This window comes from Pseudomonas sp. GW821-FHT05H12 (assembly GCF_059419385.1).
In genome coordinates this window covers 18,675-31,695 of record NZ_JBWKRS010000052.1, presented here as the reverse complement: position 1 = coordinate 31,695, position 13,021 = coordinate 18,675, and the positions used below count along the sequence as shown (strand labels likewise).

General features: G+C 64.8%; 1 protein-coding gene. It reads right to left on the bottom strand.

Going from position 1 to position 13,021, the window contains the following annotated elements:
• Nucleotides 1-141: 141 nt before the first annotated feature.
• Nucleotides 142-13,020 carry a non-ribosomal peptide synthetase gene (locus AC07SU_RS28845; RefSeq protein ID WP_494999011.1) on the bottom strand — a complete coding sequence of 4,293 codons (12,879 nt, stop codon included), beginning with the start codon at nucleotides 13,018-13,020 and terminating at the stop codon, nucleotides 142-144.
• Nucleotide 13,021: the final 1 nt, after the last annotated feature.

The window sequence follows — 13,021 nt, the reverse complement described above, 5'->3', positions numbered from 1 at the left end:
TCGTCAGGGAGAGACTGGCGGCATGAACCTTAAATGGTGTCCAAGAATACTTGACCAGTTCAAGCCGGCTCCTACAATGGGAACGCATTCCACCTGTAGGAGCCGGCTTGCCGGCGATGGCGTCAGACCAGGCGATAAAGATTAAAGCCCCTCCAACTCCGCCATCAAATCACTCAACCGATCCACCTTCTCCGCACTGATCTCATTGGCCGCCAACCCGTTGATATACTCGGCCAACTCCGCCACCGTGCTGCACTCGAACATCGCCCGCAGCGGCACATCCCGCTGCAACGTCTTCTGTACCCGCGATGCAATTTGCGTGGCCAACAACGAATGCCCGCCCAGTTCGAAGAAGTTGTCCTGCACCCCCACCCGCTCCACTTTCAACACTTCAGCCCAGATCGCAGCCAGGGTGGTTTCCAGTTCGTTACGCGGCGCCAGGTAGTCCTGGCTGTGCAACTGGCCGATCTCCAGGGCCGGCAGCGCCTTGCGGTCGAGTTTGCCGTTGGCGTTGAGCGGCAGGCGGTCGAGCCATAGCCAGTGCAGCGGCACCATGTATTCCGGCAATTCGGCACGCAGGCGCTGCTTGATGCGGTCCAAACGTTCGCTTGGGTTGAGCGCTTCATCCGCCGCTACCAGATAGCCGACCAGGTGCTTGCCGTTGACGCCTTCCTGCACTCCCACCGCGGCATCGCGCACTTCCGGCTGCTCATGCAGGCGCGCTTCGATTTCACCCAGTTCGATGCGGTAGCCGCGAATCTTCACCTGATGGTCGACACGCCCGACGTACTCCAGCACACCGTCACTGCGACGGCGCGCCAGGTCGCCGGTGCGATACAGCCGCTCACCCGGTGCGCCGAACGGGTTCGGCACAAACACCGGTGCCGTGCGCAATGGGTCGCTGACGTAACCGCGACCAACACCCGTGCCCGCCACACACAACTCACCCACGGCGCCTTGCGGCACCAACTCCAGTGCGCCATCGAGCAAGTACAGGCGGTTGTTGTCAGTCGGCGTGCCAATTGGCAGGTAAGTGCCACGGGTAGAGGCCAAATCGACACGGAAGAACGCCACATCATCCGAGCATTCCGCAGGACCATAGGCGTTCACCAGGCCAATCTCTGGGTAACGCAGCAACCACTGGTGCGCCAATTCAGGCGGCATGGCTTCACCGGTCGGCAGCATCCAGCGCAGACCGTCCAGGCCGATACGGTCCTGGGCCAACATGCCCTGGATCAGCGACGGTACGCTTTCCAATACGGTGATCCCTTGAGCCTGCACATGGGCGAGCAGCCCTTGCGGGTCATGGGCAATCACATTCGGCACGATGTCCACCCGTGCGCCAAACAGCGGCGCAGCGAGGAACTGCCACACGGAAATATCAAAGCTTTGCGAGGCGGTCTGCGCGATCACGTCCACCGGGCTCAAGTCCAGGTACGGCACCTTGCTCAACTGGTTATTGAGCATGCCGCGCTGCTCCACCATCACGCCTTTGGGCAGGCCAGTGGAGCCGGAGGTGTAGATCACGTAGGCGAGGTTGTCCGGGCCGCTGTAGATGCCAGGGTTTTCGCCACGCGCCGGGATTTCTTCCCACACCAGCAACTGGCAGTCGAAACCGTCCAGCAGCTCGATGGCTTGCTCGCGGCATGCCTCGGTGCACACCAGCAGCGGCGTGCGGCTCAAGTCGATGATGCTGCGCAGACGCTGACTCGGCAGGCCCGGGTCCAGCGGCAGGTAGCCGGCACCGGCCTTGAAGCTGCCGATGATCATGCCCAGCAGGTCGAGGTTACGCTCACCCAGCAAGGCCACCGGTTGGTCCAGGCCGACACCCGCTGCGATCAGTGCGTGGCCCAGGCCGTTGCTGCGACGGTTGAGTTCGTCATAGGTCCACTGCTGGTCCAGGCAATTGGCGGCGATGCGGTGCGGATGCGCGGCCACCTGCTCTTCGAACAGCGCGATGTAGCTGCGCTCCAGCGGGTAGGCGTGTTCGCTCTGGTTGCAGCCGTCCAGCAGGAACACGCGTTCCTGTTCGCCAATCAACGGCAGGTCGGCCATGTCGCCATGGAAGCCCTGCACCAGCGCCAACAGCAAGCGCTTGAACTCAGCGAGCATGCCTTGCACGGTGGTTTCGTCGAAATAGCGCTGGTCATAGGACAGGTGCAGGCCCAAGTCATCGCCCGGGTAGCACACGGCGGTCAGCGGGAAATTGGTGTGGGTGCGGCCGGAGTCCGAGGTGGCATTCAGGCTTTGTGCATGGTCCAGCACCGAGACTTCCACCGGGGCGTTTTCGAACACAAACAAACTGTCGAACAGCGGCTGGCCCTTGGGCAGTTCGCTGTGCTCCTGAATGGTCACCAGCGGCAGGTATTCGTACTCGCGCAGTTGCATGTTGCTGTCGAGCAAGCCGCTCAACCACCGGCGCACGCTGCAGGGTTGATCGTCCTCGGGCAGCTTCACCCGCAATGCGATGCTGTTGATGAACAGGCCGACGGTGCGCTGCATCTCCGGCATTTCCACCGGGCGCCCGGCCACGGTCACGCCAAACAGCACGTCGCGATCACCGCTCAGTCGGCGCAGCACCAAGGCCCATGCCGCCTGGGCGAAGGTGTTGACGGTCAGTTGATGGGCCTGGGCCAGCTCACGCAGTTGTGCGCCGTCATGGGCATCAAGGCGGGTGTAGCAGTCGCCCACCACCATGCCGCCGTGACCCGCGTGGTCACGCATGAATGGCCGGTCGCTCGGGATCGGCGTGGTGCGCTCGAAGCCTTGCAGGTTCTGCTGCCACCACTGGCGCGCTTCATTGAGGTTCTGGCGTTGCAGCCAAGCGATGTAGTCGCGATAGCGCGGCGGCGTGGCCAACTGCGCGTCGCGGCCTTCGCCGAGGGCCCTGTAGATCTCGAAGAAGTCGTTCATCAGCAACGAACGGCACCAGGCATCAATGAGGATGTGGTGGTTGCTCATCATGAACCAGTAGCGCTCGGCACCGACGCGGATCAGGCGCAGGTGGAACGGCGCCTGGTTGAGCAGATCGAACCCGGCTTCGCGCTCGGTCTTGAGCAAGGCTTGCAGGCGCGGTTCCTGTTCATTTTCCGGGTCGTTGCTCCAGTCCAGGTATTCGATCGGCGTGCTGCCCGGCTTGTGGATCACCTGCAGCATGTCTTCGCCGACGTTCCAGCAGAACGACGCGCGCAGGGCTTCATGACGGGCGATCACCGCCTGCCAGGCCTGGGCGAAACGCTCGGGGTCCAGGGCACTGTTGATGCGGTAGCGGTCCTGCATGTAATAGAGGCCCGTGCCCGGTTCCAACAACGTATGTAACAGCAAGCCTTCCTGCATCGGCGTCAGCGGGTACACGTCTTCAATGACGCCGGCCGGTACCGGCAGCGCATCCAGTTGCGGCTGGGTCAGGTGCGCCAGGGGGAAGTCGGACGGCGTCAGGCCACCGGCATCGTCCTGCAGGCAATGGGCGACCAGGCCTTGCAACTCGGCCAGGTACGCGTCGGCCAGTTCACGGATGCTGTGTTGGTCATGGCGCTCGCGGCTGAAGGTCCAGCGCAGTACCAGCTCGCCGCCGTACACCTGGCTGTCGACACTCAACTCATTGGGCAGCGGCGCGTCGGGGTCATGGGCGAGCCCTGCGGATTCGTCCAGCGGGTGGAACAGCGCATCACTGCCGAAGCTCTGGTCGAACTGGCCGAGGTAGTTGAAGGTGATGCCCGCCGTCGGCAACGCCGCCATGGCGTGCTTGACCCCCTCCTCCGCGAGGTAGCGCAGCACGCCATACCCCAAGCCCTTGTGCGGCACGCCGCGCAGTTGCTCCTTGATCGCCTTGATCGAGTCGCCCTGCCCGGCTTGCGGCGTCAGGCGCAGCGGGTAAGCACTGGTGAACCAGCCGACGCTGCGGGTCAGGTCGATGTCATCGAACAGCGCTTCGCGGCCGTGGCCTTCCAACTGGATCAGCGCCGAAGCATGGCCGCTCCAGCGGCACAGCACGCGGGCCAGGGCGGTCAGCAGCAGGTCGTTGACCTGGGTGCGATACGCGCTCGGGGCCTGTTGCAGCAACTGGCGGGTGTGTTCGGCATCCAGGCGCACGCTGACGGTGTCGGCATCGCGATTGCGCAGCGAACCTTGCGGGCGCGCCACCGGCAATGCCGCGTCAGGCCCGGCCAACTGGTGTTGCCACACACTCAACTCTTCACGCAGGGATTCGCTGCCGGCATAGGCCTGCAAGCGGGCAGCCCAGTCGCGCAGCGCACTGGTCTTGGCTGGCAGGCTGACGGACTGGCCGTCGCTCAATTGGCGATAGACGTTTTGCAGGTCTTCCAGCAACACACGCCAGGACACGCCGTCCACCACCAGGTGATGAATCGCAATCAGCAGGCGTTGCTGGCCCTCGGGACCGTCCACCAGCAAGGCGCGCAACAGCGGGCCGTGTTCCAGGTCGAGGCTGCGTTGGGTGTCGGTGAACAGCGCGGTGCAATCAGCCATGTCGCGCACTTGCGCCTGCATCAGCACGCCACCTTGCGGTACGGCCAAGTGTTCGGCGTGCCATTGCGCATCACGCGAGGTGAAGCTCAGGCGCAGGGCATCGTGGTGCTCCAGCACCGCCAGCAGCGCTTGCTCCAGGCGATGTGGGTCGAGCAGTTGCAACGGCTTGAGCAACAGCGCCTGGTTCCAGTGCTGGCGGTTCGGGATCTCGGTGTCGAAGAACCAATGCTGGATCGGCGTCAGCCCCGAACGGCCGGTGAGCACACCCTGCTCCGCCGTGACTTGCTCAGTACGCGTGGCGACGGCGGCCAGGGTTTGCACGGTCTGGTGCTGGAACAGGTCGCGGGGGCTGAAGTGAATGCCCGCCTGCCGCGCACGGCTGACCACCTGGATCGACAGGATCGAGTCGCCGCCCAGTTCAAAGAAGTTATCGTCCAGGCCGACTTGCTGCACGTTCAACACTGCGCACCAGATGGCGGCCAACGTGCTTTCCAGTTCATTGCGCGGAGCCACGTACTGTTGACGGTTGGCCTCCGGGTCCGGTTGCGGCAAGGCACGGCGGTCGAGTTTGCCGTTGGCGGTCAGCGGCATGCTGTCGAGTACGATCAGGTGCGCGGGCACCATGTAGTCCGGCAGTTGCGCCTTGAGATGAGCCTTCAGTGCGTCACGCAGCGCGCCGTGCTCGGCATCGCTGACCAGGTACGCCACCAGCTGTTTGCCGCTCGGCGAATCCAGCGCCAGCACCACGGCTTCACGCACGGCTTCGTGCTCCAGCAGGCGGGTTTCGATCTCGCCCAGTTCAATGCGGAAACCACGGATCTTCACCTGATGGTCGATCCGCCCCAGGTACTCCACCAAGCCATCGGCGCGTTGGCGCACCAGGTCGCCGGTGCGGTACAGGCGCCCGCCGTCATGGGCGAACGGGTCAGCGACAAAACGCTCGGCCGTCATGCCCGGGCGTTCGTGATAACCCTGGGCCAAACCCGCACCGCCGACGTACAGCTCGCCGGTTGCGCCTTGGGGTACCAGCGCCAGGTCAGCGTCGAGGATGTAGGCCACGCGGTCGCCGATGATGCTGCCGATCGGCACGCTGCCAGCGCCCTCTTCCAGTTGCTCGGGCGCCAGGCTGGCCAGCGGCATGACCACGGTTTCCGTCGGACCATAGGCATTGAAGAACACCTCGGGCAGGAACGCCGCACGAATGCGCTGCAAGTGTTCGCCAGTCAGTGCTTCGCCACCGGTGATGCACATGCGCACCGGCAAGGTCTGTTGCTGGGTCGCCAGCCATTGCGCCAACTGGCTGCCGTAGCTGGGTGTAAAGCCCAGGATGTTGATGCGATGAGTGCGGATCAGCCCGCAGATTTCCTCGGCATCCCACTGGCCCTGGGCGCGCAATACCACCTGGGCACCGCTGAGCAACGGCACCAGCAAACGCTCGGTGGCGGCATCGAAGTTGATCGAATAAAAGTGCAGTTCGCAGTCGTCCGCACGCATGCCGAAGCGCTGGATCACGGCTGCGCAGTGCATGGCGATCTCTCCGTGGGCCACCACCACGCCTTTCGGTTTGCCGGTAGAGCCGGAGGTATAAATCAGGTACGCCTGGTGTTGCGGCAGGCTGATAAACGGCAGCTCATCCGACGGGTAGTTGGCAAGCACCGGCAGGTCATTTTCCAGGCACCAGCACGCCACCGTCGCCGGCAATTCACCGAGGGCTTCGAACATCGCCGCGTCGCTGAGCAGCAGGCCGATACCACTGTCTTCAATCATGTAGTGCAGGCGGTCCAGCGGGTATTCCGGGTCCAGCGGCACGTAGGCGCCACCGGCCTTGAGGATCGCCAGCAGGCCGACGACCATTTCCAGGGAACGCGGCAGCGCCAGGCCGACACGCACCTGCGGGCCGACGCCACGCTCGCGCAGCATCCAGGCCAGGCGGTTGGCGCGTTCGTTCAGTTCGCGGTAGCTGAGGGTCGCGCCGGCAAAGGTCAGTGCAGGGGCATCGCCGCGGGCTGCGGCCTGTTGGCTGAACAGCTGATGAATGCATTGGTCGAGGCGATGTTCGCCCTGTTCGATGCCCAGGCTGTCTTGCAACGCGTGTTGCTCGACGACGGTGAGCAAGGGCAGTTCGCTGAGTCGCTGCTGCGGATCGGCGATCAGCGCTTCCAGCAGGTTGCGCCAATGCTCGGCCATGCGTGCAATGCGCGGCTCGTCGAACAGGTCGGTGCTGTAGGTCAGGCAGCAACCCAGGCGATGGTCGAGGTCGGTGACTTCCAGGTTGAGATCGAACTTGGTAGCGCGGGCATCGTTGGCCAGGTACTCGACGGTCATGCCCGCCAGTTGCCGGCTTTGCTGGAATTCCCAGCGCTGCACATTGCACATCACCTGGAACAGCGGGTTGTACGCCGCACTGCGCGGCGGTTGCAGGGCTTCCACCAAGTGGTCGAACGGCAGGTCTTGATGGGACTGGCCTTCGATCACGGTGTGACGCACTTGCTCGAACAACTCGCCGACATTCATCTGCCCGTTGAGCTGGCAACGCAGCACTTGCGTGTTGAGGAACGCGCCGATCAGCCCTTCGCTTTCCGGACGGATACGGTTGGCCACCGGCGCGCCGATGCGCAGGTCAGTCTGGCCGCTGTAGCGGTAGAGCAACACGGCCAGGGTGGCGGTCATGGTCATGAACAAGGTCAGGCCGCGCTCGGCATTGAAGGCACGCACGCGGGCGGCCAGGTCATCGCTCAAGTCAAAGCGGTACAGCTCGCCCTGATGGCTTTGCACCGGTGGCCGTGGGCGGTCGCCGGGCAGTTCCAGCAGCGGGTGTTCGTTGCCCAGCTGCTGCGTCCAATAGTCGAGTTGGCGCTGGCGCTCGCCGGACTCCAGCCACTGGCGCTGCCACACGCTGTAGTCGAGGTACTGCACCGGCAACGGCGCCAGCGGCGAGTCGCGCTCGTCGATGAAGGCTTCATACAGCGCACTGAGTTCACGGGCAAAGATGTCCATGGCCCAGCCTTCGGTGACGATGTGGTGCAGGGTCAGCACCAGGTAGTGTTCCTGCTCGCCGGCCTTGACCAGGCAAGCGCGCAGCAGGGGCCCGGTTTCCAGGTTGAACGGGGTGTGGGCCTCGTGTTCGGCCAGTTGCTGCAGACGCTGCTGGCGCTCGGTTTCGTTGAATGCCGAGAAGTCCTGCCAGTCCATGCGCAGGCCGGTCTGTGGCGAGACCTTCTGGTGCGCCACGCCATCCACGCTCGGGAAGGTGGTGCGCAGGGTTTCGTGGCGCATGATCAAGGCTTGCAACGCGGCCTCGAAACGGCCCACGTCGAGCACGCCGCGCAGGCGCGCCATGCCGCCCACGTTGTAGGCCGGGCTGTCCGGCTCCATCTGCCAGAGGAACCACATGCGCTGCTGGGAATAGGACAACGCCACAGGCTGGCTGCGGTCGACCTTGGCAATTGCGCTTTGCTGGTTGCGCTGGCCCGAGGCCTGGATCTGCCCGACCTGCTCGGCAAAGGCGCCCAGCTCACTGGCTTCAAACAGGGTGCGCAGCGGCAGCTCCACATCGCACGCCTGGCGGGTGCGGGAGATGATCTGGGTGGCGAGCAACGAATGCCCGCCGAGGGCGAAGAAGTCATCGCGCAGGCCGATGCGCGGCGCGCCGAGAACTTCACGCCAGATCGCAGCAATCTGCTGTTGCAACGGCGTTTCGGGCTCGATGTGCTCGCGGGTTTGCCACACGGGCTCGGGCAACGCACGGCGGTCGAGCTTGCCGCTGGGGCTCAGGGGCATGCTGTCCAGGCGCATCAACAACGCGGGCACCATGTACTCCGGCAGTTCGGCAGCCAGGGCGGTTTTTACATCGGTTTCATCCCGCTCGGCGTGGGCGGTGTAGTAACCGATCAGTTGCGCATCACGCACCAGCACCACGGCCTGGACGATGCCGTCCAGGGCCAGCATGCGCGCTTCTATTTCTTGCGGTTCTACCCGGAAGCCACGCAACTTGACCTGCTGATCGAGGCGGCCGAGGTACTCGATGACCCCATCGGCCGTCCAGCGGGCACGGTCACCGGTGCGATACAAGCGTGCGCCCTGGTGGTCGGCGACAAAACGCTCAGCGGTCAACCCGGCGCGCCCCAGGTAACCCCGGGCCAGGCCGATACCGCCGATGCACAACTCGCCCGGCACGCCCAGCGGCACGGGGTTGAGCTGCTCATCCAGCACGCGGCAGATCACATTGCCCAGCGGGCGGCCAATCGGCGAGCGCTCGCCATCTGCGGCGGTGCAGTGCCAATGGGTCACGTTGATCGCGGTTTCGGTCGGGCCATAGCGGTTGTGCAATTGCACCGCCGGCAACTGCGCCAACACGCGGTTGCGCAATTCGGCAGACAAGGCTTCACCGCCGGAGAACAGGCGGCGCAGGCTGGTGCATTCGGCCACCAGCGGCTCATCGATAAACAGCTGCAACAGCGGCGGCACAAAGTGCAGGGTGGTCACTCCGTGTTCCTGCACCAACTGCGCGATGCGGTGCGGATCACGGTGTTCACCCGGGCCAGCGAGTACCAGGCGGCAACCGGTGATCAGTGGCCAGAAGCATTCCCACACCGACACGTCGAAACTGATCGGCGCCTTTTGCATCAGCACGTCGGTGTCGTTGAGTTGATACGTGGCTTGCATCCACTGCAGGCGCTCGGCCAGGGCCGCATGGGTGTTGCCCACGCCTTTGGGCTGGCCGGTGGAGCCGGAGGTGTAGATCACGTAGGCAAGGTTATCGCCATCCAGGTGCAGGCCGGGGGCCTGGGTCGGCCAGCTATCGAGGTGCATGCTGTCCATGGCGATAACGCAAACGCCCTCGGCTGTCGGCAGGTGTTCCAGCAGCGCGGTCTGGGTCAGCAGCAGGTGCACGCCGCTGTCCTTGAGCATGTAGGCCAGGCGGTCGGCGGGGTAATCCGGGTCCAGCGGCACGTAGGCGCCACCGGCCTTGATGATCGCCAGCAAGCCGATCAGCAACTGCGGCGAACGCTCCGCGGCGATGGCCACGCACACGTCCGGGCCGACGCCTTTGTCGCGCAGGTAATGCGCCAGGCGGTTGGCGTGGGTGTGCAACTGGGCGAAGGTCAGGCTGCCGCCGTCCCAGACCAGCGCGGTGTTGTCCGAGACCTGCTGGTTGAGCAGCTCGGGCAGCCACTGTCGGGCCGGCGCGCAGGGGGCTTCGCTGTAACGCGCCTGTTCGTCGTGCGGCATCAGCACCAGGTCGCCGATGGCTTGCCGGGGTTGCTCGCAGACGGCCTGCAACAGGTTGATATAGTGCTCGGCCAGGCGCTGGATGGTCGTAGTTTCGAATAGTTCATCGGCGTAGTCGAACGACAGGCTCAGGCGCCCGTTGCGGTCTTCTTCGGTGTGCAGTTGCAGGTCGAACTTGGCTTCGCGGCTGTGCCACGGCAACTCGTCGGCAAGCATGCCCGGCAGACGGCGCAAGGCACTCAAGTCGCGCTGCTGATGGTTGAACATGACCTGGAACAGGCCTTGCTCGCGAGCTTGGGGGAAGGCTTCCAGCAGTTGTTCGAACGGCAGGTCCTGATGAGCCTGGGCCCCCAGCGCTGCTTGGCGGGTTGCGGTCAGCAGCTCAGTGAACGGCAGGCGCCCGTCCAGCTCGGCACGCAACACCAACGTATTGATGAAAAAGCCGACCAGGCCTTGGGTTTCCTGGCGCGGACGGTTGGCATTGGGCACGCCGATGCGGATATCACGCTGGCCGCTGTAGCGATAGAGCAGGCTCTGGAACGCCGCCAACAACAGCATGAAAGGGGTGGATTCGTTGGCCTGGGCGGTCCGGCGAATGGCTTCGCTGAGGCTCGCGCCCAGGCGCACGGTGTGGCGTTCGGCACTGCGGCGGTGTTGTGCCGAGCGCGGATGGTCGGTGGCCAGGCTGAGCGTTGGATGCTCATCGCCCAATTGCGCTTTCCAGTACGCCAGTTGACGCTGGCCCTCGCCTTCGGCCAGCCATTGGCGCTGCCAACTGCCGTAGTCGGCGTATTGCAGGGCCAGTGCCGGCAGCTCCAGGCGCTGGCCTTGGGTGGCGGCGGCATACAGCTGGGAGAATTCGTCGATCAGGATGTTCAGCGACCAGCCGTCGGCGATGATGTGATGCAGCGTCACCAGCAGCTGGTGCTCTTCATCGTCCAGGCGCACCAGGGTCACCCACAGCAGCGGGCCCTTTTCCAGGTCGAACTGGGTGCGTGCTTCGTCCTCGCGGATCTGTTGCGCGCGGGCCTCACGCTCGGCGGCGGGCAGGTCGCTGAGGTCGATGACTTGCAGGTCGAATCCGGTGGTTGCATCGACTCGCTGGAAGGCCTGGCCGTCTCGCTCATAGAAGCGTGTGCGCAGGGCTTCGTGGCGCTCGATCAGGTGCTGGAAGCTGGCGCGCACGGCATCTTCATCCAGCTCGCCGCGCAGGCGCAGGGCACCGGGGATGGTGTAGGCGCTGCTCTGCGGGTCCAGTTGCCAGGTAATCCACAGGCGGTTCTGTGCCAGGGATTGAGGCAGTTCGTCCTGGCGCGACAAGGCATGGATCGCGCCTTGGGCCACGCCGCCGTCCTGCTGCAATTGCGCGACACTGGCGGCAAAACCTTGCAGGGTCGGGGCTTCGAACAGCATGCGCAGGTTCAGCTCCAGGCCGAGGGTCTCACGCAGGCGCGCCACGACTTGGGTGGCGGTGATGGAGTTACCGCCGAGCAGGAAAAAGTGATCATCCGCCGCGACCGTTGCCACGTGCAGTTGCTCGCACCAGATCGCTGCGATCTGGCTCTGCAATTCGGATTCCAGCGCTGCGTCGCCAACTTGCGCCTGCAGGTCGGGGAATTGTGCGTAGCTGTCGAGGCTGCCATCGGCGTGGCGCAGGGCACAGGCCGCACGTTGCACCTTGCCGCTGGAGGTTTTGGGCAGCGCGCCGGGGTTGAGCAGCACCACCACGCTTGGCGCCTCTTGATAGGCCTCGGCCACGGCTTGGCGGATCGCCTTGATCAGCGCTTCGGGTGGCAGGATTTTCTGCACGCTGCGGCTGATTTCAGCGGCGATGCCGATGCCTTCCAGGCCCTGGTCATTCACGGCAAATGCCGCGACACGGCCCTTGCGCACCACTTCCACTTCACGCTCGATGGTCTGCTCGATGTCCTGCGGGTAGAGGTTGTGGCCGCGCACGATCAGCAGGTCTTTCAAGCGGCCGGTGATGTACACCTCGCCCTCGCGGATAAAGCCCAGGTCGCCCGTGCGCAGCCAGGTGCGGCCGGCGTGCTGCACGAAGGTCTTGGCGGTGGCTTCGGGGTTGCGCCAGTAGCCGTGGGCGATGCTCGGGCCGGTGGCCCAGAGTTCGCCGACGCTGTTGTCGGCCAACTCGGTGAGGGTGTGGGGGTCGACGATCAGCACCGCATGGTCCGGCTGGCTGGTGCCGCAACTCATGATCGCACTGCCCTGCCCCGGTTCGGCGCGGTTGGCGGCCAGGGCCTGTTCATCAACACGCAGTGCCGGGATGCCGTGGCCACGGGTGCCACCGGCCACAAACAAGGTGGCCTCGGCCAGGCCGTAGGAAGCGAAGAAGTTGTTCGGGGTGAACCCGCAGGTGGCGAACTTCTCGGCGAAGCGTTCCAGGGTGTCGAGGCGGATCGGCTCGGAGCCGGAATAGGCCACACGCCATTGGCTCAGGTCCAGGCGCTCCAGGGCCGATTCGCTGACCCGCTCGCTGCACAAGCGGTAGGCGAAATCCGGGCCGCCGCTGATGGTGCCGCCGTATTCACTCATCGCTTCGAGCCAGCGCAACGGCCGGCCGAGGAAGTAGGCCGGCGACATCAACACGCACGGCACGCCGCTGAAGATCGGTTGCAGCAGGCCGCCGATCAGGCCCATGTCGTGGTACAGCGGCAGCCAGCTGACGATCACGTCGCTTGGGTTGAGGTCGATGCCAAAACCGCGACGGATCAGCACTTCGTTGGCCACCAGGTTGCCGTGGCTGACTTGCACGCCCTTGGGCAAGGCGGTGGAACCGGAGGTGTATTGCAGGAAGGCGATGTCGTCGGGGCGCAGGACCGGGCCAGTCCAATCGCCGGTATTTTCCAGGCTGTCGACGCTCAAGACGGGGGGCGCATTTTCAATCTGCGACAGGCCCTCGGCGAGGCTGGCGATGGTCAACAGCAGGCGCGGCTCGGCATCGCTGATGATCGACAGCAGGCGCTCCTGATGGTGACGGCGCGTGGATTCCGGCGGATACGCCGGCACCGCGATCACGCCTGCGTACAGGCAACCAAAGAACGCCGCGACGTAATCCGGGCCGCTGGGGAACAGCAGCACGGCACGGTCGCCCAGGCTTGCATTGGCCTGTAAGGCGGCGGCGATGGTGCGGGCGCGCTGGTCCAGGTCGCGGTAGCTGAGCACCACGTTGTGCTCGGCGGCGTCGGCGAGGAAGCGCAGGGCGACCTGGTCCGGGGTCTGCGCGGCGCGACGTTGAAGGGACTGGACCAGCGTTTGGGGGAGTTCGAAGGCGTCCATCATG

Coding starts and splice junctions, on each gene's coding strand:
- AC07SU_RS28845 (WP_494999011.1), bottom strand. CDS start 13,020: ATGATGGACGCCTTCGAACTCCCCCAAACGCTGGTCCAGTCCCTTCAA.